Here is a 22,612-nt window from a genome sequence, read left to right as displayed (position 1 = left end):
CGGCCCGAGACTTGCCAACAAACGACGATTAGGCGAGATATCATTCCGTTTATTCATGCTGAGCAGCCGGGACAAGAACAAGGAACCCTCGATGCTGAACAAACGCTACCTGCCCTCGATCACTGCCCTGCAGTGTTTCGAGGCCGTCACCCGGCACCTGAGCTTCACCCGCGCCGCCGAGGAACTGAACCTGACCCAGAGCGCCGTCAGCAAGCAGGTGGCGCAACTGGAGGAGCTGTTGCAGCACCTGCTGTTTCGCCGAGTGCGGCGGCGCCTGCAACTGACGCCCGCCGGCGACCTGTACCTGGTGGAAGTGCGCAAGATCCTCTCGCAGATCGAGATGTCGACCCATTACCTGCGCTCCTACGGCGGCGAAACCGAAGTGCTGCGCGTCTCTACCCCCTCGACCTTCGGTGCCCGCTGGCTGGTGCCGCGCCTCAAGGGCTGGCGCCTGCGCCACCCGCAGATCCACCTGGACCTGTGCAACGAGCAGGAGGCCGACGACCTGCTGCAGGGGCGCAGCGACATGGCGTTCTACTTCGGCCAGGGCTCGCGCCCCGGCACCGAGTGCCTGAAGCTGTTCGGCGAGGAACTGGTGGCGGTCTGCGCCCCCAGCAGCCTGCCGGACAAGCCGTTCACCGAGCCGACGCAACTGGCCGAACTGGTGCTGCTGCAACTGGCCTCGCGGCCCCAGGCCTGGCACGACTGGTTCGACAGCCAGGGTTACCACACCGAGCACAGCTATCACGGCCCGCGCTTCGAAACCTTCTACATGTGCATCCGCGCCGCCCAGGTCGGCTGCGGCGTGGCGCTGCTGCCGCGGTTCCTGGTGGAGGAAGAACTGGCCGAGGGCAAGCTGGTGCTGGCCTGGGAACATGCCATGCCCAGTCGCGACGCCTATTACCTGGCCTACCCCGAGCATGCGGCCGAAGTGCCCAAGGTACGGGACTTCATCCGCTGGATGCTGGAACAGATCGACAGCCCGGCGCCGGCCTGATCCGGGATAGGTACAGGCCTTACGGACGCCATCGCGGGCAAGCCTCGCTCCAACCAAAAGCCGCGCTGCTCTTGTAGGAGCGAGGCTTGCCCGCGATGAGGCCATCAGCCCTGGCACCGCCCCCAAACAAAAAACACTGGCAAAACCCACAGCGGATATGCGCCACTACCGCCTTCATTGAAAAAAGCTGCAAAGCCGCGTCTTTCATCGCGGCCAGCCTGGAGATACCCGTTATGAGCGAGAGTGTGTTTGCCGATCGCATCGTGCAGAACCTGCTCGACACCGACTTCTACAAACTGACCATGATGCAGGCGGTGCTGCACAACTACCCCAATGTGGAAGTCGAATGGGAATTCCGCTGCCGCAACAGCGAAGACCTGCGCCCTTACCTGGCGGAGATCCGCTACCAGTTCGAGCGCCTGGCCGACCTGAGCCTGAGCGCCGACCAGTTGGCTTTCCTCGAACGCATCAGCTTCCTGAAACCGGACTTCCTGCGCTTTCTCGGGCTGTTCCGCTTCAACCTGCGCTACGTCTACACCGGCATCGAGAACGGCGAGCTGTTCATCCGCCTGCGCGGCCCCTGGCTGCATGTGATCCTGTTCGAAGTGCCGATGCTGGCGATCGTCAGCGAGGTGCGCAATCGCTATCGCTACCGCGAAATCGTCCTGGAACAGGCCCGCGAGCAGCTGTACCGCAAGTTCGACTGGTTGACCGCCAACGCCAGCGCCGACGAGCTGGCGCAGCTGCAAGTGGCCGATTTCGGCACCCGCCGGCGCTTCTCGTACCGGGTCCAGGAAGAAGTGGTGAATGTGCTCAAGCACGATTTCCCCGGGCGTTTCGTCGGCACCAGCAACGTTCATCTGTCCCGCGAGCTGGACATGAAACCCCTGGGCACCATGGCCCACGAATGGATCATGGCCCACCAGCAGCTGGGGCCGCGGCTGATCGACAGCCAGATCGCCGCCCTCGACTGCTGGGTCCGCGAGTATCGTGGCCTGCTGGGTATCGCCCTGACCGACTGCATCACCACCGACGCCTTCCTCAACGATTTCGATCTGTACTTCGCCAAGCTGTTCGACGGCCTGCGCCACGACTCGGGCGACCCGATCGTCTGGGCGGAAAAGGCCATCGCCCGCTACATCAAGCTGGGCATCGACCCGATGAGCAAGACCCTGGTGTTCTCCGACAGCCTGACGCTGCCCCGCTCGCTGGAGATCTTTCGGGCGTTGCGCGGTCGGATCAATGTCAGCTTCGGCATCGGCACCAACCTGACGTGCGACATTCCCGGTGTCGAGCCGATGAGCATCGTGCTTAAAATGGCCGCCTGCAATGGCCAGCCCGTCGCCAAGATCTCCGACGAAGCGGGCAAGACCCATTGCAAGGATCCCAACTTCGTCGCTTATCTGCGCCACGTTTTCCAAGTACCTGCCGCCCTTTCTGGCACATCAAGCAAGGAGTGAATCATGCAAGCCGTACAGCGTGAGATTGCTGAACAGCTCAAGGTCCAACCACCTTTCAAGGACCAGGCCGATCTCGAGGCAGAAGTCGCCCGGCGGGTCGCTTTCATCCAGCAATGCCTGCGCAATTCCGGGCTCAAGTCCCTGGTGCTGGGCATCAGCGGTGGCGTCGACTCCCTGACCGCGGGGCTGCTGGCCCAGCGGGCCGTGCGCGAACTGCGCGCAAGCAGTGGCGACCCGGCCTATCGCTTCATCGCCGTGCGCCTGCCGTACGAGGTGCAGTTCGACGAACATGAGGCCCAGGCGTCGGTGGACTTCATCGAGCCCGACGAGCGCCATACCGTGAATATCGGCCCGGCGGTCAAGTCCCTGGCCAACGAGGTGGCAGCCTTCGAAGGCCAGCAGGCCGTGTCGCGGGACTTCGTGCTCGGCAACACCAAGGCGCGCATGCGCATGGTGGCGCAGTACACCATCGCCGGCGCCGCCGGCGGCCTGGTGATCGGCACCGACCATGCCGCCGAAGCGGTGATGGGGTTCTTCACCAAGTTCGGCGACGGCGCCTGCGACCTGGCCCCGCTGAGCGGCCTGGTGAAAAACCAGGTGCGGGCGATTGCCCGGCATTTCGGCGCGCCGGAATCGCTGGTGGAGAAGATCCCCACCGCCGACCTCGAGGACCTCTCCCCCGGCAAGCCGGACGAGGCCTCCCACGGCGTGACCTACGCCGAGATCGATGCCTTCCTCCACGGCCAGCCGGTGCGCGAAGAGGCGTTCAAGATCATCTGCAATACCTACAACAAGACCCACCACAAGCGTGTGATGCCGTTCGCGCCTTGAATCAATGGTGATGCAAGAGCCCGCTCAGGAAGTCCTCGGCGGGCTTTTTGTTGGCGGTTGGCCGGGCTGACGCTATCGCGGGCAAGCCTCGCTCCTACGAAAGCCCGCCCACAAAAAAGCGCCCCGAAGGGCGCTTTTTTATTCTGCAGGATCAACCGATCACTTCAGCACCACGGCGCCTTTCATCATCGAGTTGTGGCCAGGGAACGAGCAGAAGAACTCGTAGCTTTCGCCAGCGGTCAGCTTCGACACATCGAAGGTCACCGAGTCTTTTTCGCCGGCACCAATGATCTTGGTGTGGGCGATGACGCGGCTATCGCCTTCCTTCAGGTAGTTCTTGTCGATGCCGGCGGCCATGCCGTCGGTGGCGATGCCGGCCATGTCCGCGCTTTTGCTCAGTACCCAGTTATGGCCCATGACGTTCTTCGGCAGGCTGCCGGAGTGGGTCAGGTTCACGGTGAAGGTCTTGCAGCTCTTGTCGATGGTGATTTCCTTGGTGTTGAAGGACATCTGGTCGGTGGAGTCGACATCGACCTTGCATTCGGCGGCCATCAGCTGGCTGCTGGCCAGTGTCAACAGGGATACCGCGACGAGTTTGGCAAACATGGTGAATCTCCAAGGCAGGGTTAACAAAATCCATCTGAAATCCATGGAGGTGAAGACTGCCTGAATTTTTCCCAAGTTCAAATGATTTACATCAAGAAATTGTATACAACTTTGCGCTATCAGCCTGATCGAGAGAATCAAACAGCCAGCCGCCAGCGCCGGCCCTATGCTCGCCACACCCCATTGAACGGAGCGTCCGCCATGCCTCTCAACAGCCTGTTCCGCAGCCTGCTCGCCGCCTACGCCTGTGGCGCCAGCGGAACCTACGAAAGTCCCGGCCGCGAGGATTGACCCTTGGAGCCGGGGCGGCCAGCCATTACTCTGTGGCCCCCAACCACCCCGGAGCAAGGCATGTCTTTAGCGTCTGTTTGTGTATTCTGCGGTGCCAGTACCGGCACCAACCCGGCCTACCGCGCGGCCGCCGAAGCCCTCGGGCGCCAGTTGGCCGAGCGTGGGCTGACCCTGGTCTACGGTGGCGGCGCAGTCGGCTTGATGGGCATCGTCGCCGATGCCGCCCTGGCGGCTGGCGGTGAGGTCATCGGCATCATTCCCCAGAGCCTGAAGGACAAGGAAATCGGCCATTCGGGCCTGACGCGCCTGGAAGTGGTCGACGGCATGCATGCCCGCAAGGCGCGCATGGCCGAGTTGAGCGACGCCTTCATCGCCTTGCCGGGCGGCCTGGGCACCCTGGAAGAGTTGTTCGAAGTCTGGACCTGGGGCCAGCTGGGCTATCACGCCAAGCCGCTGGGCCTGCTGGAGGTGAACGGCTTCTACGGCAAACTCACCGGTTTTCTCGACCACATAGTCGGCGAAGGCTTCGTCCGCGCTGCGCACCGCGACATGCTGCAAGTGAACGAGTCGCCGAGCGAGCTGCTCGACGCCCTGGAATCCTGGCAACCCACGGTCGCCGCCAAATGGGCCGAGCAGAAGCCCGACTGACGGCCATTGGGGCGGTCCGCCCGCCCCTTAGAGCCCCAGGGCCTTGACGATCGAGTCGCGATAACCCGATGGCAGGTTGGCCGGCAACTCGCCCGGGGCGAACAGGCCGATTTCCTTGTGCTCATGGCTGACGGTCGGCACGAAGCCCCCCAGCAGCCGGCAGCGATAGGTCGAGATAAACACATGCTTGCCGGGGATAACCTCGAACAGGTAGGAATCCAGCGCCTCGCCCACCGCCACCTGTACCGCCAGCTCCTCCTCGATTTCCCGCGCCAGGCATTGCGGCGCCGTTTCCCCGAGTTCGATCCGCCCACCGGGCAACTCCCACTCGTCGCGTTCGTTGAGCATCAGCACCACCAGCCCCTCGGGGGATTGCAGCACGCCCTTGATCGATACCGGAAACATGGAAAAACTCCTGTCGAGCCTGTGTAGCGGCTACAGCGTGATCTGTTCGTTCAACGGCAGCACCGTCACCCGCACGTCCGGGTCGTGGCTGCCGCCGCCCAGGATGACCCCACGCAACGGCGACACATCGGAAAAGTCCCGGCCCCAGGCCAGGGTGATGTGCTCCAGCGCCGGCTGCACATTGTTGGTCGGGTCGAAATCCACCCAGCCAAGCTGCGGGCAGAACACCGACACCCAGGCATGGGAGGCATCCGCGCCGATCAGCCGGGGCTGGCCCGGCGGCGGCTGGGTCAGCAGGTAGCCGCTGACATAACGCGCGGCCAGCCCCCGGGAGCGCAAGCACGCCAGCATCAGGTGGGCAAAGTCCTGGCACACCCCGCGCCGCCGCTCCAGCACCTCCAGCAACGGCGTCGCCACCTGGGTGGCCGCAGCATCGAACGTGAACTCGCTGAAGATTTTCTCCATCAACGCCCGCGCCCCGAGCAACACCGGACGGCCGGCGGGAAAACAGCTGGCGGAAAACTCGACGAAGCGGCGCTTGAGATGCACATAGGGCGACTCGAAGCGGTAGCGGCAAGCCTCCAGCAACGGTGCGGACAGCGCCTGACCGCTATAGCTCAAGGCGCTGCGGGTGGCGTCCCAGGGGAGCGACCGGGCGAAATCCAGCGGCGGCCGGGCCAGCACCTCCACCGTCAGTTGCGCATTGACCAGCAACTCGTCATGGGGCCGCTCGAACGCCAGCCGGGTCAGCGGGTTGCCGAACACATCCCGTTCATCGCGGCGCGTGCTCGGTTCGGGGCTGATCAGCAGTTCCTGGCGGCTGCAACGCTGCCAGGAACAGGCGCGCGGCCACAGGTGCGCCAGTTGCTGGGCCAGGGAGACCGGGCTGTCGTAGTGGTAGTGGGTATCGTGAAAGACCTGGTAGTGAGCGTTCATCAGACAGACACCGTTTGTTGGCTGACCCCATCGACGTGGGCGAAATGCCGCAACGCAAGGCGGTCGGACACCTCGCCGCTGGCGTCGGCGATGCCCTGCAGCAGGTCGGCCAGGCCTTCGAGCGCCGCGCGCACGCTGGCCTCGCCGAACAGCGGATGTTCCAGGCAGCCCAGGTCGAACGCTGCCAGGCGCCCCACCAGGCCTGACAGGGCCACCTCGCGCGGTACGCCGAAGTCGTCGTGCAAGCGGTTGAGGGTGCGGCTCACCAGTTTCAACTGGAACAGCACCGCGTGCGGGTTCTGTTCGTCGAGCAGCAACAGGTCGAGCACCGGGATCAGTTGCGCCACCGCCAGGTAGCGCGAACGGTAGGTGATGCTGCTGTTGCCCAGTTCCAGCAGCCACTCCAGCCCGGCCTGGTCGAATGCGCCGGAACCGCGCAGGAAGGCCGCCAGGCTGCTGCTGAGAAACTGCAACCGCTCGATGCGCCGGCCGATCATCAGGAAACGCCAGCCTTCGTCGCGCGTCATATCGTCCAGGGCGAACCCCGACAGCGCCGCCAGGGACATCACCAGCCGGTTGAGGAAGTCCAGCAACTCGCCGAAATCCGGCTCGCCGGCCTCCAGCGCCAGGGCGTCGTGCTGCAATTCGACCAGCGCCTGCCAGTTTTCCCGCGAGAGCTTGCCGCGCACCTGGGACGCAGCCCACTGCAGGCGCTGCAGATCGGAGCGCAGGCTGAAAGACCAATCGGCGCCACGCAGGGCCGCCAGCAAGCGCTCAGGCAGTTCGCCGGCGTCCGGCAACAGCATCAGGCTCTCGCCCAGTTCGACCGCCGCCTGCAGGGCCTGCGGATCGCTGCCGTCGAGGTAACGCGCCAGCATGATCCGCAACAGCCGTGCGCTGCCGTCGCAACGCTCGCAGTAACGACCGAACCAGAACAGGTTCTCCACCACCCGCGACGGCAAGTAGGGGTCGCTGCGCACCAGGTCGTGCACGCCGATGCTGCGCTGGCCCTTCCACTGTTCGCCGCTGGGCGAACGCTCGCCCAGCACCCAGGTGTCCTTGCTGGCGCCGCCGCGCTGCATCGCCACCGCTTCGGCATCGGCAACCGCCGCCACCCGGGCCAGGCCGCCCGGCAGCACCCGGTAACCGTCGCGGCTGGCCACCGCGTACACACGCATGCCAATGGCCCGCGGTTGCAACTTCCCGTCTTCGGCCTGCCAGACCGGTGCCTGGGACAGTTGCGCCAGTTCCTGGGCGACATAGGCGTAAGGCCGGGCCCGTATGCGCTCGGCCAGGACCTGGCGCTGCGGTTCGCTGAGGTCGCCGCCGAACACCGGGGCGAAACTCTGGGACGGGAACGCCGGCTTGATCAACAACTGCGGGAGCTTTTCCAGGGCCTCGGCCAGCACCGGAGCCTCGCCGCACCACCAGGTGGCGATGGACGGCAGGATCAGTTCCTCGCCAAACAGCTGCTCGCAGATCTTCGGCAAGAACCCCAGCAGGCCCGGCGACTCCAGCACCCCGCTGCCCAGGGCGTTGGCCACCAGCACCCGGCCCCGGCGCACCGCCTCCAGCAAGCCTGGTACGCCGAGGGCCGAGTCGGTGCGCAACTCCAGCGGGTCGCAGAAGCTGTCGTCGAGTCGGCGCATGATCGCGTGTACCCGGCGCAAGCCGCTCAGGGTCTTGAGATAGACGGTGGCGTCGCGCACCGTCAGGTCGCCGCCCTCCACCAGCGGATAACCGAGCTGGCGCGCCAGGTACAGGTGCTCGAAATAGCTTTCGTTGAAGCGCCCCGGGGTCAGCAGCACGATCAAGGGCGCCTCGGCGTCCCGTGGCGCCTGGTCGGCCAGGGTTTGCTGCAGGGTCCGGAAGAATCCGGCCAGGTGCTGCACTTGCAGGTCGCGGTACTGCTCGGGAAAGGCCCGGGACACGATCATGCGGTTTTCCAGGGCATAGCCGGCACCGGACGGCGCCTGGGTGCGGTCGGCGGTGACCCACCAGCGCCCGTCCGGGGCACGAGCCAGGTCGACCGCGTACAGGTGCAGGAAGGTCGCGTCCGGCGGCTGGATACCCTGGCACGGCCAGAGAAAATTGTTATGGCCAAAAATCAGTTCGGCCGGCAGCAGGCCTTCGCTGATCAGGCGTTGCGGGCCATACAGGTCGGCCAGCAGCGCATTGAGCAGGCGGGCCCGCTGGGCGATCCCGGCAGCCAGCTGCTGCCATTCGTCGGCGGCGATCACATGCGGCAGCAGGTCCAGCTCCCAGGGGCGATCGGCGCCCTTGGGGTCGGCGTAGATGTTGTAGGTGACGCCATTTTCCTGGATCTGCCGGCCGAGCAGCGCCTGACGCTGGCGCAACTGCGCCGGCGTGCTGCGCTGCAATTGGTCGAAGAGCCGCTGCCAATGCGGGCGTACCGTGCCGCTGGCGTCGAGCAGCTCGTGGTAGGTATCCGCCGTCAGCGGGTAATGGGCAAGCAGGTCAGGCATGGCAAGCTCGGCGAGCGGCAAGGTCAGTCAGGTTAGCGCAGACACATGACATCCGGATATGCGAAAGCAGGATCGCCACGGCCAACCTGGGCCTCGCTGAAAGGGCAAGACTTATGCCAGAGCCTGCGCCCAGTCCCACCCGGACCGCCAGCGCCTGCCCAGGCACCGAAATAGCGCAGCGCCTGCCCCATCCTCGCCAGGCTGCACCTCGATGAGGCGCCACGGCCAACCGAGTCGTCCACCAGGCCCGGCTCAGCGCACCCGCTTCAGGTCCGCCTCCAGGCGTTGCAGGCGCCGGCGTTTGCGCGCCGCCACTTGCAGCACCTTGAGCCCGCGCTGATAACGCCGGGTGCTCATCAGCCACAGCCCGACCAGCGGCAGCCCCAAGACAAGGGCCGGGAACAGCCGCTGGCGGGTGTCCAGCAGCACCAGTACTGCGCAGGCGAGGCACGCCACCAGCACTGCGAACAGCGCCCAGGCAGCGCGTGCAAAACCGCGGATCACCAGCAGAAAACTCAGGCTGATCAGCAGGCCGGCAGCGAACATCGCCAGTGTCGCGTAGTGGGTGGCCTGGTAATCCCGAGGAAAATACAGGTGTGGCACCTGTGCGGCCGCCAGGGAAATGCTGAACAGGGTGAGCATCATCACCGCGATGTGAATGAGCCCGAAACGCCGTACATAGGGCTGCCAGGCAAGCCATTCGGCGGTCCTGAGGCGCAACAGCTGCTCTTCGACCTGCCGTTGTTGCGGCGTTTTCCTGCGTCGTGACACGGGGCTCTTCCTTGAGTGAGTGCGGGGGCGCACCTTATCAAACCCAAGCGCCACAATGCACAACGCCAGCCCGAAGGCTGGCGTTGTGCATTGTGGCGGGCGCGACCTTAGCGGGGCACGACCGGCTTGCGGGCTGGCTTCTTGCCTTTGCCCTTGGACGCATCGGCGCGCTCCTTGGCGGCCTGCTTGTTACGCGCCATCGCCGCGGCCTTGGCCTGTTCGCGCTTGTCCCACGGGTTGCTGCCGTCACTGCCGCGCGGTGGCAGGCCGGTGTGCTGGGTGAGGATCTTCGTCGTTTCCTTGGCCACCTTGTGGCTGCCAGCCGGCGTCGAATTCTTGCGACGGGCGCTCTGGTAGCTGTCGGTAGACGGTTGGTGCAGCGGGATCAGCTGGTGCTTGCCCGGCCCGATCAGGTCGCTACGGCCCATGCGCTGCAAGGCTTCACGCAGCATCGGCCAGCCCTTCGGATCGTGATAGCGCAGGAACGCCTTGTGCAGGCGGCGCTGCTCCTCGCTCTTGACGATGGTCACCCCGTCGCTCTTGTAGGTGACCTTGCGCAGCGGGTTCTTGCCCGAGTGGTACATCGCGGTGGCGGACGCCATCGGCGAGGGGTAGAACGCCTGCACCTGGTCGGCGCGGAAACCGTTGCCCTTGAGCCACAGGGCCAGGTTCATCATGTCTTCGTCGGTGGTGCCCGGGTGCGCGGCGATGAAGTACGGGATCAGGTACTGCTCCTTGCCCGCCTCCTTGGAATACTTCTCGAACATGCGCTTGAACCGGTCATAGGTGCCGATGCCCGGTTTCATCATCTGGTTGAGCGGACCTTCCTCGGTGTGTTCCGGGGCGATCTTCAGGTAGCCGCCGACGTGGTGGGTCACCAACTCCTTGACGTACTCCGGCGACTCGACCGCGAGGTCGTAGCGCAGGCCGGACGCAATGAGGATCTTCTTCACCCCTGGCAGGGCGCGGGCGCTGCGATACAGCTGGATCAGCGACGAATGGTCGGTGTTCAGGTTCGGGCAGATGCCAGGGAACACGCAGGACGGCTTGCGGCACGCGGATTCGATTTCCGGGCTCTTGCAGGCGATGCGGTACATGTTCGCGGTCGGGCCGCCGAGGTCGGAGATCACGCCAGTAAAGCCGGGAACCTTGTCGCGAATTTCTTCGATCTCGCGAATGATCGACTCTTCGGAACGGTTCTGGATGATCCGCCCTTCGTGCTCGGTAATGGAGCAGAAAGTACAGCCACCAAAGCAGCCGCGCATGATGTTCACCGAGAAACGGATCATCTCGTAGGCCGGGATCTTCTCCTTGCCGTACTCCGGGTGCGGGATGCGCTGGTAAGGCATGCCGAACACGTAGTCCATTTCCTCGGTAGTCATCGGGATGGGCGGCGGGTTGAACCAGACGTCGACCTCGCCATGCTTCTGCACCAGCGCGCGGGCGTTGCCCGGGTTGGTTTCCAGGTGCAGCACGCGGTTGGCGTGGGCGTAGAGCACCGGATCGTTACGCACCTTCTCCATGGACGGCAGGCGGATCACGGTCTTGTCCCGGGTCATCTTCGGGCTGGCCAGGATCTGCACGACCTTGGCTTCCTGAGGGTCCTCGACCGGCCCTTTCTCCTGCTCGATGGCGCAGGCGGCGGTGTCCTGGGTGTTGACGTAGGGGTTGATGATCTTGTCGATCTTGCCCGGACGGTCGATACGGGTGGAGTCGACTTCGTACCAGCCCTGCGGCGTATCGCGACGGATGAACGCGGTGCCGCGCACGTCGGTGATGTCTTCGATCTTGTGCCCATAGGACAGGCGCTGGGCGACTTCTACAATCGCCCGCTCGGCGTTGCCGTAGAGCAGGATGTCGGCGCAGGCGTCGATCAGGATCGAGTTGCGCACCCGATCCTGCCAGTAGTCGTAATGGGCGATGCGGCGCAGCGAGGCCTCGATGCCGCCGAGGACGATCGGCACATGCTTGTAGGCTTCCTTACAGCGCTGGCTGTAGACCAGGCTGGCACGGTCCGGCCGCTTGCCCGCCACACCGCCCGGGGTGTAGGCGTCGTCGGAGCGGATTTTCTTGTCGGCGGTGTAGCGGTTGATCATCGAGTCCATGTTGCCGGCGGCGACGCCGAAGAACAGGTTCGGCTCGCCCAGCTTCATGAAGTCGTCTTTGGACTGCCAGTTGGGCTGGGCGATGATCCCGACGCGGAAGCCCTGGGCCTCCAGTAGCCGGCCGATGATCGCCATGCCGAACGACGGATGATCGACGTAGGCATCCCCGGTAACGATGATGATGTCGCAGGAATCCCAGCCGAGCTGATCCATCTCCTCCCTGCTCATCGGCAGGAACGGCGCCGGGCCGAAACATTCGGCCCAGTACTTGGGATAGTCAAATAACGGCTTGGCTGCTTGCATGTCGATGACCGGTATAGGTGTAGATAAGGGCGCGTTTATTTACAGAGAAATTCGCGGGCGCGGAATATAGCACAAAAAATGACCAATTCCGACGACCATGGTCGGAAATTGGTGGAGGCGGTAATCGCGGGCAAGCCTCGCTCCTACAGGAGCCGCCCGCGATCGGGACGGCGAGCGTTACTCGTCGTCGTCGAAGTTGTAGCTGCCCGGCGCGAGGTTCTCGAAACGCGTGTACTTGCCGATGAAGGCCAGGCGGATAAAGCCGATCGGGCCGTTCCGCTGCTTGCCGATGATGATCTCGGCAATGCCCTTGTGCTCGGTCTCGGGGTGATACACCTCGTCGCGGTAGACGAACATGATCACGTCGGCGTCCTGCTCGATCGCTCCGGATTCCCGCAAGTCGGAGTTCACCGGACGCTTGTTCGGCCGTTGCTCCAGGGAGCGGTTGAGCTGGGACAGGGCCACCACCGGGCAGTTGAATTCCTTGGCCAGGGCCTTGAGGGAACGGGAGATCTCGGAAATTTCATTGGTCCGGTTGTCGCCGCTGGAACCCGGGATCTGCATCAGCTGCAGGTAGTCGATCATGATCAGTGCGATGTCGCCGTGCTCACGCACCAGGCGGCGGGTGCGCGCACGCATTTCCGAGGGGCTGATGCCCGCGGTGTCGTCGATGAACAGCTTGCGATCGTTGAGCAGGTTGACCGCCGAGGTCAGGCGCGGCCAGTCGTCGTCGTCCAGCTGGCCGGAACGGACCTTGGTCTGGTCGATACGCCCCAGGGACGACAGCATACGCATGATCAGCGATTCGCCTGGCATCTCGAGGGAGTACACCAGGACCGCCTTGTCGCTGCGCAGCACGGCGTTTTCCACCAGGTTCATCGCAAAGGTGGTCTTACCCATGGACGGACGGCCGGCGACGATGATCAAGTCAGCCGGCTGCAGGCCGCTGGTCTTCTCGTCGAGGTCGGTGTAGCCGGTGGACAGGCCGGTGATCGCGTCGGAGGTGTTGAACAGGGTATCGATGCGGTCGATGGCCTTGGTCAACAGCTCGTTGACCCCGACCGGGCCGCCGGTCTTGGGCCGCGCTTCGGCGATCTGGAAAATCTGCCGCTCGGCCTCGTCGAGGATTTCTTCGGCGGTACGGCCTTCCGGGTTGAAGGCGCTGTCGGCGATTTCGTTGCTGATGCCGATCAACTGGCGCAGGGTCGCGCGCTGGCGAACGATCTGCGCATAGGCCTTGATGTTGGCGACCGACGGCGTGTTCTTCGCCAGTTCGCCCAGGTAGCCCAGGCCGCCGACCTGGGCGGTCTGGCCTTCCTTGTCCAGTTGCTCGGACAGGGTCACGACGTCGATCGGCAGGTTCTGGTCGGCCAGCCTGGCGATCGCACGGAAGATCAGGCGGTGGTCATGTCGATAGAAATCGCCATCGGAGACTTGATCGAGCACTCGTTCCCAGGCGTTGTTGTCCAGCATCAGACCACCGAGCACGGCCTGTTCGGCCTCGATGGAATGCGGCGGCACCTTCAGGGCAGCGGTTTGCAGATCGTATTGCTCGGGAGCGGAGATATCGTTCATGGCCACTTGGTTTTTAGGAGAAGCAGGAGTTTGAAAAACTGAGGATACAGAAAGACAAAGGGCACGACCTGTAAACAGGATCGTGCCCGATGTTACCGGCAAGCACCCGAGGGTGCCAGCCGACAAGTACTGCTTAAGCTGCTACCACGACAACGCGTACGGTGGCTTCAACTTCGGCGTGCAGGTGCACGGCTACGTCGAATTCACCTACGTTGCGGATGGTGCCGTTCGGCAGACGAACTTCGCTCTTCTGCACTTCGACGCCGGAGGCGGTCAGGGCATCAGCGATGTCGTGGGTGCCGATCGAACCGAACAGCTTGCCTTCGTCACCAGCGGTGGCAGTGATGGTCACTTCCAGCTCAGCCAGTTGAGCAGCGCGAGTTTCGGCGGAAGCCTTCTTCTCTGCAGCCAGTTTTTCCAGCTCGGCACGACGCGCTTCGAACGCAGCCAGGTTGGCAGCGGTAGCAGCGGTGGCTTTGCCGAAAGGCAGCAGGTAGTTACGGCCGTAACCAGCCTTAACGTTTACCTTATCGCCCAGGTTGCCCAGGTTGGCGATTTTTTCCAGCAGGATCAGTTCCATTTGGTAATAACCTCTTAACTTTTAACCTTCACCGTTCGCAGAGCCGTTATCAGCGTCTTTCGGCGCCAAACGACCGCGAAAATCAATCAGGCTGTCGACAATGGCCAACACCACGAGCAACGGATAGATCAGCTGCATAAACAGCAACAGCGTTACGTACAACCCCACCAGCCAGAACCTGGCCAGTCGCCCTTGCGCCACCAGCCCGTGAATCAGGGCCAGCCCGGCGAACACCAGCGGTACGCTGCACAACGGCGTCAGCATCGCCATCTGCGGACCGAAATTCGGTCCCAGCAGCATGCAGGCCAGCAGCAACATCGCCAGTCCCAGCGGGAGCTTGATCGCGCGAAACTCGCGACCAAAACCACCCGGGTTGTACAACAACGCCTGCCAGTAGCGCCCGACAATCAGGCTCAGCACACTGACGATCTGCAACAAGGCCGCAATCAGGCCGGTCAGGACCGGTGCAATCAGCGAGGCGAGACGAGCCCGCTCTTCAACCGACAACTGCTGGTAGAGATCACCGAGGGCCATCGGCAGAATTTTTACCAACTCCTGCGAGAGCATCTCGATCTGGGGGCGGTAAGCCACACCCAGCACTCCAGCAAACACCAGTCCCAGCGCTACGCTGACCAGCAGCACGCGGTTCCAGGATTCGCTTGCGCGCAAAACCAACGCAAGGCCCGAAGACCCCAGCAGCACCAGAAGTGCGCGTGGATCGTCGGAATACAGCCACCAGAACAAGGCCGGCAGCAATCCCAGGGCGAGGACACCAAGGGCGTCGCTCAAACCGCGCCGCAGGAGCACCAGGCTTCCCGCAGCAGCACCCAACCAATACAACAACGGCAATGCCGCACATCCGGCCACTACCAGAGTGGCCTGCATACGGCCGCGCATGATGAACTCAGCTAAGGCGCGCATGCATTCAATCCCTTACTACTTGTCGACGACCCGGTCTCAGCGGCCGTGGCTGTCGGTGTAGGCCAGCAGGGCCAGGAAGCGGGCGCGCTTGATAGCGGTGGCCAGCTGACGCTGATAACGAGCTTTGGTACCGGTGATACGGCTTGGAACGATTTTGCCGGTCTCGGATACGTAGGCTTTCAGAGTGTTGAGATCTTTGTAATCGATCTCTTTCACGTCTTCAGCGGTGAAGCGGCAGAATTTACGACGACGGAAGAAACGTGCCATGTAATTGGCTCCTCAAAAGGTCCGTGGATTACTCGTCAGCGTTGTCGCTGTTGTCGCTGTCATTGCTGTCGTCGCCATCGGCGCTGTCAGCATGCTCAGGACGGTCGCGACGCTCACGGCGCTCACTGCGGTTCTCTTCAGCCTTGAGCATCTCGGATTGGCCAGTGATGGCTTCTTCGCGACGGATGACCAGGTTACGGATCACAGCATCGTTGTAACGGAAGTTGTCTTCCAGCTCAGCCAGGGCTTTACCGGTGCACTCAACGTTCAGCATCACGTAGTGAGCCTTGTGAACATTGTTGATTGCGTAGGCCAGTTGACGACGGCCCCAGTCTTCCAGACGGTGGATTTTGCCGCCGTCTTCTTCGATCAGCTTGGTGTAACGCTCAACCATGCCGCCGACTTGCTCGCTCTGGTCAGGGTGGACCAGAAAGATGATTTCGTAATGACGCATGAATGCTCCTTACGGGTTGTAGCCTGCCACTCAAAAGCGGTCAGACAAGGAGTGAATGACACTGGTGTGTCTTGCCAGAGATAGGCACATATGCGCCTGCCGCAACGGCAAGGGGCGCAATTGTAGAGAAGGGGGAACAGCGACGCAAGGCAATTGGTGATTATTTGAACAATCGAGCGGCGGAGGCGGCCAAACCCGCGGGAGCGAGTCGGCCCGCCCCCGCAAAGCCCAGGATCAGGCCTTCTTGACGGCGCCCTTGGCCTTGGCCGCGCGCTGACGCGTGGCTTCGAACAGGCACACGCCGGTAGCCACCGATACGTTGAGACTGCTGACACTGCCGGCCATCGGCAAGCGCACCAGGAAATCACAGTGCTCGCGCGTAAGGCGGCGCATGCCCTTGCCTTCGGCGCCCATGATCAGGATGGTCGGCCCGGTCAGGTCCTGGTCGTACAGTTCCTGCTCGGCCTCGCCGGCAGTACCGACAACCCACAGACCACGCTGCTGGAGCTTTTCCAGGGTGCGCGCCAAGTTAGTGACGGCCACCAACGGAATCACTTCCGCCGCGCCGCAGGCCACCTTGCGCACCGTGGGCGTTAGGGTGGCGGACTTGTCTTTCGGCACCAGCACCGCCAGCGCCCCGGCCGCATCGGCGGTACGCAGGCAGGCGCCAAGATTATGCGGGTCGGTCACACCGTCCAGCACCAGCAACAGCGGCGCGCCTTCGGTGCGGTCGAGCAACTCGTCGAGCATCGCCTCGCCCCACACCTGGCTCGGGCTTACCTCAGCCACCACCCCCTGGTGCACACCTTCGACCCAAGCGTCCATTTCCCGACGCTCCGCCTGGCCGACCGCTACGCGGTTCTGCCCGGCCAGGTCCACCAGCACCTGCACCCGCGGATCGCTGCGACCCTCGGCCAGCCAGATCTGCTTGACGCGCTTGGGATGGTGACGCAGCAACGCTTCTACAGCGTGCACGCCGTAGATTTTTTCCAACTGACTCATGACTTGACCTTGGGTTTACGTGCCCCGCCGCTTTTCGCAGCCGGACCCGCGCCCGCTTTTGGCGGACCTTTACGATGTTTGCTTGGCTTGCTGGACGCGGGCTTTCCGGATTTGCCACCCGAAGCCACCTTGCCACCGCTCTTGGCTTCGGCCAGCAACGCCTTCTTCATTTCACGGCTCTTGCGTACTTCGGCGTTTTTCGCCGCAGCGTCGCTCGAGCGGTAAGCCTCGGCCGGCTTCTCCTTGGCCGAACCACGGCGCCCGGCCTTGGCCGGAGCCGGCTCGGCGGCGGCCTTGGCAGGCGGCGCATCGGTAGCACCGCGCTTTTTGCGACCGATTGGCGCGTTGATGGTTTTTTCCGCCATCTCGAAATCGATCTTGCGCTCGTCCAGATCCACGCGCATGACCCGCACTTCCACGGTATCGCCCAAGCGGAAACTGCGACCGGTACGCTCACCGGCCAAACGGTGGTGCACGGGATCGAAGTGGTAGTAGTCGCCCGGCAGCGCCGTGACGTGCACCAGGCCTTCCACATAGATATCGGTCAGCTCGACGAACAGACCGAAACCGGTCACCGCGGTGATCACGCCCGGGAACGACTCGCCAACCCGATCCTTCATGAACTCGCACTTGAGCCAGTTCACCACATCGCGAGTCGCCTCGTCGGCGCGCCGCTCGCTCATCGAGCACTGCTCGCCGAGTTGCTCGAGCGTCGCCTCGTCGTACGGATAGATGCGCGCCTTCGGAATGCTCATCGCCCCGGCACGACGCACATGAGGCGTGTTCTGCTTGGAGTGGATGACACTGCGAATCGCCCGGTGCGTCAGCAGGTCCGGGTAACGACGGATCGGCGAAGTGAAGTGGGTATAGGCTTCGTAGTTCAGGCCGAAGTGGCCCTGATTATCGGCGCTGTACACCGCCTGGCTCAGTGAGCGCAGCATGACGGTCTGGATCAGGTGGTAGTCCGGACGATCCTTGATGTTCTCCAGCAACGCCTGGTAATCCTTCGGCGTCGGGCCTTCCTTGCCTTTATGCAGCGACAGGCCCAATTCGCCGAGGAATGCCCGCAGCTTTTCCAGACGCTCCGGTGGCGGGCCGTCGTGCACGCGGTAGAGCGCAGGAATTTCGTGTTTCTTGAGGAATTCCGCGGTGGCCACGTTGGCCGCCAGCATGCACTCCTCGATCAACTTGTGCGCATCGTTGCGGGTCGTCGGGCGAATTTCCGCGATCTTGCGCTCGGAACCAAAAATGATCCGGGTTTCCTGAGTCTCGAAATCGATGGCGCCGCGTGTGTGTCGAGCCCCCAGCAGCACCTTGTACAGCGCATAAAGCTGCTTGAGGTGCGGTACGACATCGCCGTATTCGCTACGCAGCTGCTTGGCTTCGCTGGTTTTCGGGTGTTCGAGCATAGTGCTGACCTTGTTGTAGGTCAGCCGCGCCTTGGAGTGGATCACCGCGTCGTAGAACTGGTAGTCGGTCATCTCGCCGGACTTGGAAATGGTCATCTCGCAGACCATGGCCAGGCGGTCGACTTTCGGGTTCAGCGAGCACAGGCCGTTGGACAGCTGCTCGGGCAGCATCGGCACCACGCGCTCGGGGAAATACACCGAGTTGCCACGTACCTGAGCCTCGGCATCCAGCGCCGAACCGATCTTCACGTAACTGGAAACGTCGGCAATCGCCACATACAGCTTCCAGCCGCCGCCAAACAGGCGCAGCTTGCCAGGCTTGGCTTCACAGTAGACAGCGTCGTCGAAGTCGCGGGCGTCTTCACCGTCGATGGTGACGAACGGCAGATCGCGCAGGTCAATGCGCTTCTCTTTATCCTTTTCTTCCACTTCCGGCTTGAGCTTGCCGGCTTCCTTGAGCACGGCGTCGGGCCAGACGTGAGGAATATCGTAGCTGCGCAGGGCAACGTCGATTTCCATGCCGGGCGCCATGTAGTTGCCCACGACTTCGATCACATCGCCCTGGGGCTGGAAACGCGGAGTCGGCCAGTGGGTGATCTTCACCTCAACGAACTGACCGATCTTGGCGCCAGCGTTGCGGCCAGGGGTCACCAGTACTTCCTGCTGGACCTTGGGATTGTCCGCCACGACGAAACCGATACCGCCTTCCTCGAAGTAACGACCCACGATGCTCTCATGGGCACGGGACACCACTTCGACGATCACGCCTTCGCGACGGCCACGACGATCCAGGCCGGAAACCCGGGCCAGCGCGCGGTCGCCGTCGAACACCAGACGCATCTGCGCCGGGCTCATGAACAGGTCATCGCTGCCATCGTCGGGAACCAGGAAACCGAAGCCATCGCGATGACCGCTAATACGGCCCAGGATCAGGTCGAGCTTGTCCACCGGCGCATAAGTGCCGCGGCGCGTGTAGATCAATTGAGCATCGCGCTCCATGGCGCGCAGGCGGCGGCGCAGCGCCTCGATCTGGTCTTCGGTGGTCAGACCAAACTCTTCGACCAGTTGCTCACGGCTGGCAGGCGAACCCCGATCAGCAAGGTGCTGAAGGATCAGTTCGCGGCTAGGGATAGGGTTTTCATATTTTTCCGCTTCACGAGCGGCCTCGGGATCGAGGGACTGCCAATCGGCCATTAGATAAATTTCACCTTGTCTATATGCGGGTTAGTTTGGCATACGCGTATTGAAACGGGAAATTTCAGGGCATTTCAGCATCCGAAAAATCCCTGCTCCAACCCAGAAAAATCCTTCATCCCTTCTCCATGAGAAATTTTTCAATATTTTCAAGATCAGGGGTTTACAGTTCAAAAGGTGGTCCGTATAGTGCGCGCCATCGACGACGCAGACGCTGTCGATACTGCCCAGATGGTGAAATTGGTAGACACGCCAGCTTCAGGTGCTGGTGGCCGCAAGGCCGTGGAAGTTCGAGTCTTCTTCTGGGCACCATATTCAAGCTTCACAGCATAGCTGTGAAGCCTCACAAAAACCCGCAAAAGCGGGTTTTTGCATTCTAAGTGTTTGATTTATCGAATCTAAGTCAAAACAGGGCTTTACAGATCCAAAGAGGCTCCGTATAGTTCGCCCCATCAACAACGGCGACGTTGCTGATACTGCCCAGATGGTGAAATTGGTAGACACGCCAGCTTCAGGTGCTGGTGGCCGCAAGGCCGTGGAAGTTCGAGTCTTCTTCTGGGCACCATATTCAAGCTTCATAGCAGTGCTGTGAAGCCTCCCAAAAACCCGCGAAAGCGGGTTTTTGTGTTTTTGGGGTTTGAATAATCAACGATCCCAACGCCTTCCTCCTCTCCCCTCACTCTCTACCCCTTTCGCAAGGCACATGAGAACCAATATCGTTTATGATTGTTACAAGTTTTTGCGGCACAACAGTGAGGAACCCTGCGAATGATGTTTAGAAACACCGCCCTTTCAACATCCCTTCTGCGTGGCTTGACCATCACTTTGCTAGGCCTGAGCCTGGCGTCTTCCCTTGTCCAGGCCGCCGACCCGGTTTCCCTGACGCTTTACAACGGCCAGCACAAGGAAGTGGGCGAGGCTATCGCCAAGGCCTTCGAAGCCAAGACCGGTATTCACGTCAATGTACGCAAAGGCAGCAGCAATCAGCTCGCAAGCCAGATCGTGGAAGAAGGCGAGCGCTCCCCGGCCGACGTGATCTATTCCGAAGAATCGCCGCCCCTCAACAAACTCGGCGAGCAAGGTCTACTGGCCAAGACCGATGCGACCACGCTCCAAGTCCTGCCCAAGGAGTACGTCGCCAGCAACGACACCTGGGTCGGCATCACCGCCCGCGTTCGCGTCGTGGCATACAACCCGAAGCTGATTGATGAAAAGGATTTGCCGGCCTCGGTACTGGAATTCTCCCAGCCCCAATGGCAAGGCAAGGTCGGTTTTGTCCCCACCAGCGGCGCCTTCCAGGAACAGGCGGTGGCAATCATCAAGCTGCATGGAATGGACGCCGCCGAGGAATGGCTGACGGGCCTGCGCGCCTTCGGCAAGACCTACAGCAACAATATGGTGGCATTGAAAGCCGTGGAAAACGGCGAAATCGCTACCGTACTGGTGAATAACTACTACTGGTTCGCCCTGCAACGCGAGAAAGGCCAACTGGATTCGAAACTGCACTATTTCACCGGCGGCGATGCCGGTGGCTTGATCACCGTATCCAGTGCCGCGGTACTCAAATCCAGCAAGCATCCCAAAGAAGCCCAGCAGTTCCTCGCCTACATGACCAGCGAGGAAGGCCAGCGCGTGATCACCCAGACCACGGCCGAATACCCATTGCGCAAAGGGCTGGAGTCGGACCGCGGGCTCAAGCCGTTCAGTGAACTGCAAGCGCCAAAAGTCACCCCGGCCGATCTTGGCAATGCCGAAGAAGCCCTGGAACTGGAACGTGAAGTCGGCCTGAACTGATGAGCTCGTCGCTGTCCACCCCGACCGCCCCCACAGGCTATTTACCACGCGGCAAAAAGCCCTCGATCTGGTTATTGCTGCCGGTCCTGCTGCTGGTCGGGCTCAGCCTGTTGCCCCTGCTCTATGTCGGCCTCAAGGCCTGGCAGGCCGGCTGGGCCGAGGCCCTGCACCTGCTATGGCGACCCTACGTGTTCGGCTTGCTGCGCAATACCTTGCTTCTGCTTGTCGGCGTGACGGCCACCTGTGCCCTGATCGGCCTGTCCCTGGCCTGGCTGCTGGAGCGCAGTGACCTGCCGGGACGGCGCCTCTGGGGCGTAATTCTGTGCCTGCCGTTTGCCGTACCGGCTTTTGTCAGCAGCTTCACCTGGGTTTCTCTGAGCGCCAGCTTCGAGGGCCTGGGCGGAGCGATCCTGGTCATGAGCCTGTCCAAGTACCCGCTGGTGTTCCTGCCCGTCGCGGCCACCCTGCGCAATCTCGATCCATCCCTGGAAGAATCGGCCCGCACCCTCGGGCAGAATCGCCAGGGAGTGTTCTTCAGGATTACCCTGCCCCTGCTCTGGCCGTCATTACTGGCTGGCTCGCTGCTGATCGCCCTGCATATGCTGGTGGAGTTCGGCGCCCTCTCGATCATCGGCCTGCAGACCTTCACCACCGCCATTTATCAGCAATTCGAACTGGAGTTCAGCAACGCCAACGCGGCCATGCTCTCCGCCGTGCTGCTGATGCTTTGCCTGGCCTTGCTGTGGCTGGAGTTGCGGATTCGCGGCAAAGGCCGCCACGTGCGGACTGGCCAAGGTGCCGCGCGCCAAGCCGAACAGGTACGCCTCGGACGGTGGGCGATTGGCGGGCAGCTCTATTGCGCACTGCTAGCCCTGATCGGCAGCGGCATTCCACTGGGCATGCTGGCGTACTGGCTGGCTGTCGGCTCGTCCGCCGCTTTCCCGGTGGCTGCCATTGGCGAGGCACTGCTCTCCTCTCTGGCACTGTCGCTGGGTGGCGCGGGGTTATGCCTGGTACTGGCGATACCGGTCGGGCTGCTGGTGGTGCGCTACAAGGGTCGCCTGGCGCTCTGGGCCGAACGCCTGCCTTACCTGCTGCACGCCCTGCCTGGCCTGGTGATCGCCCTGACACTGGTGTTCTTCGCCCTGCATTACGTACCGGCGCTGTATCAGACCTCGGCCCTGTTGCTGATTGCCTATGCCTTGCTGTTCCTGCCCCTGGCACAGGCGCCAATCCGCACCGCATTGCACAAGGCCGCACCGCAACTCGAAGAGGCCGCCCGGACCCTTGGCGCATCGTCGTTCAGCGCGTTTTGCCGGGTGACCCTGCCCATCATTTTCCCGGCGCTGGGGGCAGCTTTTGCCCTGGTGTTTCTGGATGCCATGAAAGAACTGACAGCCACACTGCTACTCAGCCCCACCGGGCTGAATACGCTGGCGACGGAAGTCTGGGCGCATACGGCGAACGTGGAGTTCGCTGCTGCAGCGCCCTATGCAGCACTGCTGATTCTGGTGTCGGGGCTACCGGTCTATCTGCTGACGACGCGGATGTATCTAAGCCGCTGAGGGCGCTGTCGC

General features: G+C 62.6%; 19 protein-coding genes and 2 tRNA genes. 8 read left to right on the top strand and 13 right to left on the bottom strand.

What is annotated here, in order from left to right; genetic code table 11:
• Positions 1 to 91 precede the first annotated feature (91 nt).
• From TO66_RS02850 to nadE, 3 genes are all read left to right on the top strand, one after another.
• Positions 92 to 997, top strand: a complete 906-nt coding sequence (locus TO66_RS02850; RefSeq protein ID WP_044460899.1) for a LysR family transcriptional regulator — start codon at positions 92 to 94, stop codon at positions 995 to 997.
• Between the two features lie 233 nt (positions 998 to 1,230).
• Entirely contained in the window at positions 1,231 to 2,457 is a 1,227-nt protein-coding gene (gene pncB, locus TO66_RS02845; RefSeq protein ID WP_044460898.1) for a nicotinate phosphoribosyltransferase, read from the top strand.
• Between the two features lie 3 nt (positions 2,458 to 2,460).
• Complete coding sequence (gene nadE / locus TO66_RS02840; RefSeq protein WP_044460897.1) at positions 2,461 to 3,288, top strand: ammonia-dependent NAD(+) synthetase; 828 nt, start codon at positions 2,461 to 2,463, stop codon at positions 3,286 to 3,288.
• Positions 3,289 to 3,447: 159 nt separating this feature from the next.
• On the opposite strand, the gene azu is transcribed toward nadE, so the two are convergent.
• Positions 3,448 to 3,894 (bottom strand): azurin, encoded by a 447-nt coding sequence (azu, locus tag TO66_RS02835; protein WP_044460896.1) that lies wholly within the window; start codon positions 3,892 to 3,894, stop codon positions 3,448 to 3,450.
• A gap of 351 nt (positions 3,895 to 4,245) precedes the next feature.
• On the opposite strand from azu, the gene TO66_RS02830 reads away from it, so the two are divergent.
• Positions 4,246 to 4,833: a TIGR00730 family Rossman fold protein gene (locus tag TO66_RS02830; protein ID WP_044460895.1), complete on the top strand. Its 588-nt coding sequence runs from the start codon at positions 4,246 to 4,248 to the stop codon at positions 4,831 to 4,833.
• 27 nt (positions 4,834 to 4,860) lie between these two features.
• Here the strand turns inward: TO66_RS02830 and TO66_RS02825 are convergent, their stop codons facing one another.
• The 12 genes from TO66_RS02825 to rnr all read right to left on the bottom strand — a co-directional run bounded on the left by TO66_RS02825 (position 4,861) and on the right by rnr (position 19,241).
• A complete protein-coding gene (locus tag TO66_RS02825) occupies positions 4,861 to 5,238 on the bottom strand; it encodes an NUDIX domain-containing protein (protein ID WP_044460894.1) in 378 nt (125 codons plus the stop codon).
• 30 nt (positions 5,239 to 5,268) lie between these two features.
• Complete coding sequence (locus TO66_RS02820; protein WP_044460893.1) at positions 5,269 to 6,174, bottom strand: transglutaminase family protein; 906 nt, start codon at positions 6,172 to 6,174, stop codon at positions 5,269 to 5,271.
• A complete protein-coding gene (locus TO66_RS02815) occupies positions 6,174 to 8,660 on the bottom strand; it encodes a circularly permuted type 2 ATP-grasp protein (RefSeq protein ID WP_044460892.1) in 2,487 nt (828 codons plus the stop codon). The genes TO66_RS02820 and TO66_RS02815 overlap by 1 nt, the downstream gene beginning before the upstream one ends.
• 252 nt (positions 8,661 to 8,912) lie before the next feature.
• Positions 8,913 to 9,431, bottom strand: coding sequence for a hypothetical protein (locus TO66_RS02810; RefSeq protein ID WP_044460891.1), 519 nt, complete (start codon positions 9,429 to 9,431; stop codon positions 8,913 to 8,915).
• A 107-nt stretch (positions 9,432 to 9,538) separates the two neighbouring features.
• Positions 9,539 to 11,839, bottom strand: coding sequence for a YgiQ family radical SAM protein (locus TO66_RS02805; protein WP_044460890.1), 2,301 nt, complete (start codon positions 11,837 to 11,839; stop codon positions 9,539 to 9,541).
• 177 nt (positions 11,840 to 12,016) lie between these two features.
• Positions 12,017 to 13,414 carry a replicative DNA helicase gene (gene dnaB, locus TO66_RS02800; RefSeq protein WP_044460889.1) on the bottom strand — a complete coding sequence of 466 codons (1,398 nt, stop codon included), beginning with the start codon at positions 13,412 to 13,414 and terminating at the stop codon, positions 12,017 to 12,019.
• 133 nt (positions 13,415 to 13,547) lie between these two features.
• Positions 13,548 to 13,994, bottom strand: coding sequence for a 50S ribosomal protein L9 (rplI, locus tag TO66_RS02795; protein ID WP_044460888.1), 447 nt, complete (start codon positions 13,992 to 13,994; stop codon positions 13,548 to 13,550).
• Positions 13,995 to 14,015: 21 nt separating this feature from the next.
• On the bottom strand, positions 14,016 to 14,915 hold the full coding sequence (locus TO66_RS02790; RefSeq protein WP_044460887.1) for a hypothetical protein: 900 nt from the start codon (positions 14,913 to 14,915) through the stop codon (positions 14,016 to 14,018).
• 36 nt (positions 14,916 to 14,951) lie between these two features.
• Positions 14,952 to 15,182, bottom strand: a complete 231-nt coding sequence (gene rpsR, locus TO66_RS02785; RefSeq protein WP_002551829.1) for a 30S ribosomal protein S18 — start codon at positions 15,180 to 15,182, stop codon at positions 14,952 to 14,954.
• A gap of 28 nt (positions 15,183 to 15,210) precedes the next feature.
• Positions 15,211 to 15,636 carry a 30S ribosomal protein S6 gene (rpsF, locus tag TO66_RS02780; protein ID WP_022641809.1) on the bottom strand — a complete coding sequence of 142 codons (426 nt, stop codon included), beginning with the start codon at positions 15,634 to 15,636 and terminating at the stop codon, positions 15,211 to 15,213.
• Between the two features lie 234 nt (positions 15,637 to 15,870).
• The gene (rlmB, locus tag TO66_RS02775) at positions 15,871 to 16,638 is read right to left on the bottom strand and encodes a 23S rRNA (guanosine(2251)-2'-O)-methyltransferase RlmB (RefSeq protein ID WP_044460886.1); all 768 of its coding nucleotides are present in this window, start codon (positions 16,636 to 16,638) and stop codon (positions 15,871 to 15,873) included.
• On the bottom strand, positions 16,635 to 19,241 hold the full coding sequence (gene rnr, locus TO66_RS02770; RefSeq protein WP_044460885.1) for a ribonuclease R: 2,607 nt from the start codon (positions 19,239 to 19,241) through the stop codon (positions 16,635 to 16,637). Before rnr ends, rlmB begins: the two co-directional genes overlap by 4 nt.
• Positions 19,242 to 19,466: 225 nt before the next feature.
• Between rnr and TO66_RS02765 the strand changes: the two genes are divergently transcribed.
• The 4 genes from TO66_RS02765 to TO66_RS02750 all read left to right on the top strand — a co-directional run bounded on the left by TO66_RS02765 (position 19,467) and on the right by TO66_RS02750 (position 22,600).
• A tRNA-Leu gene (locus TO66_RS02765) sits at positions 19,467 to 19,553 on the top strand.
• A 166-nt stretch (positions 19,554 to 19,719) separates the two neighbouring features.
• Positions 19,720 to 19,806, top strand: a tRNA-Leu gene (locus TO66_RS02760).
• Between the two features lie 203 nt (positions 19,807 to 20,009).
• Complete coding sequence (locus tag TO66_RS02755) at positions 20,010 to 21,035, top strand: extracellular solute-binding protein (protein ID WP_044460884.1); 1,026 nt, start codon at positions 20,010 to 20,012, stop codon at positions 21,033 to 21,035.
• Positions 21,035 to 22,600: an iron ABC transporter permease gene (locus TO66_RS02750; RefSeq protein WP_044460883.1), complete on the top strand. Its 1,566-nt coding sequence runs from the start codon at positions 21,035 to 21,037 to the stop codon at positions 22,598 to 22,600. Before TO66_RS02755 ends, TO66_RS02750 begins: the two co-directional genes overlap by 1 nt.
• Positions 22,601 to 22,612 lie beyond the last annotated feature (12 nt).

The organism is Pseudomonas sp. MRSN 12121 (genome assembly GCF_000931465.1).
Classification (GTDB): Bacteria; Pseudomonadota; Gammaproteobacteria; order Pseudomonadales; family Pseudomonadaceae; genus Aquipseudomonas.
Note: the sequence above shows the minus strand (reverse complement) of the source record. Positions and strands in the feature narration are given on the sequence as shown.

What these genes read in the sequence shown, in the direction of transcription:
- TO66_RS02850 (WP_044460899.1), top strand. Translation starts at nt 92, where the DNA reads ATGCTGAACAAACGCTACCTGCCCTCGATCACTGCCCTGCAGTGTTTC.
- pncB (WP_044460898.1), top strand. Translation starts at nt 1,231, where the DNA reads ATGAGCGAGAGTGTGTTTGCCGATCGCATCGTGCAGAACCTGCTCGAC.
- nadE (WP_044460897.1), top strand. Translation starts at nt 2,461, where the DNA reads ATGCAAGCCGTACAGCGTGAGATTGCTGAACAGCTCAAGGTCCAACCA.
- azu (WP_044460896.1), bottom strand. Translation starts at nt 3,894, where the DNA reads ATGTTTGCCAAACTCGTCGCGGTATCCCTGTTGACACTGGCCAGCAGC.
- TO66_RS02830 (WP_044460895.1), top strand. Translation starts at nt 4,246, where the DNA reads ATGTCTTTAGCGTCTGTTTGTGTATTCTGCGGTGCCAGTACCGGCACC.
- TO66_RS02825 (WP_044460894.1), bottom strand. Translation starts at nt 5,238, where the DNA reads ATGTTTCCGGTATCGATCAAGGGCGTGCTGCAATCCCCCGAGGGGCTG.
- TO66_RS02820 (WP_044460893.1), bottom strand. Translation starts at nt 6,174, where the DNA reads ATGAACGCTCACTACCAGGTCTTTCACGATACCCACTACCACTACGAC.
- TO66_RS02815 (WP_044460892.1), bottom strand. Translation starts at nt 8,660, where the DNA reads ATGCCTGACCTGCTTGCCCATTACCCGCTGACGGCGGATACCTACCAC.
- TO66_RS02805 (WP_044460890.1), bottom strand. Translation starts at nt 11,839, where the DNA reads ATGCAAGCAGCCAAGCCGTTATTTGACTATCCCAAGTACTGGGCCGAA.
- dnaB (WP_044460889.1), bottom strand. Translation starts at nt 13,414, where the DNA reads ATGAACGATATCTCCGCTCCCGAGCAATACGATCTGCAAACCGCTGCC.
- rplI (WP_044460888.1), bottom strand. Translation starts at nt 13,994, where the DNA reads ATGGAACTGATCCTGCTGGAAAAAATCGCCAACCTGGGCAACCTGGGC.
- TO66_RS02790 (WP_044460887.1), bottom strand. Translation starts at nt 14,915, where the DNA reads ATGCGCGCCTTAGCTGAGTTCATCATGCGCGGCCGTATGCAGGCCACT.
- rpsR (WP_002551829.1), bottom strand. Translation starts at nt 15,182, where the DNA reads ATGGCACGTTTCTTCCGTCGTCGTAAATTCTGCCGCTTCACCGCTGAA.
- rpsF (WP_022641809.1), bottom strand. Translation starts at nt 15,636, where the DNA reads ATGCGTCATTACGAAATCATCTTTCTGGTCCACCCTGACCAGAGCGAG.
- rlmB (WP_044460886.1), bottom strand. Translation starts at nt 16,638, where the DNA reads ATGAGTCAGTTGGAAAAAATCTACGGCGTGCACGCTGTAGAAGCGTTG.
- rnr (WP_044460885.1), bottom strand. Translation starts at nt 19,241, where the DNA reads ATGGCCGATTGGCAGTCCCTCGATCCCGAGGCCGCTCGTGAAGCGGAA.
- TO66_RS02755 (WP_044460884.1), top strand. Translation starts at nt 20,010, where the DNA reads ATGATGTTTAGAAACACCGCCCTTTCAACATCCCTTCTGCGTGGCTTG.
- TO66_RS02750 (WP_044460883.1), top strand. Translation starts at nt 21,035, where the DNA reads ATGAGCTCGTCGCTGTCCACCCCGACCGCCCCCACAGGCTATTTACCA.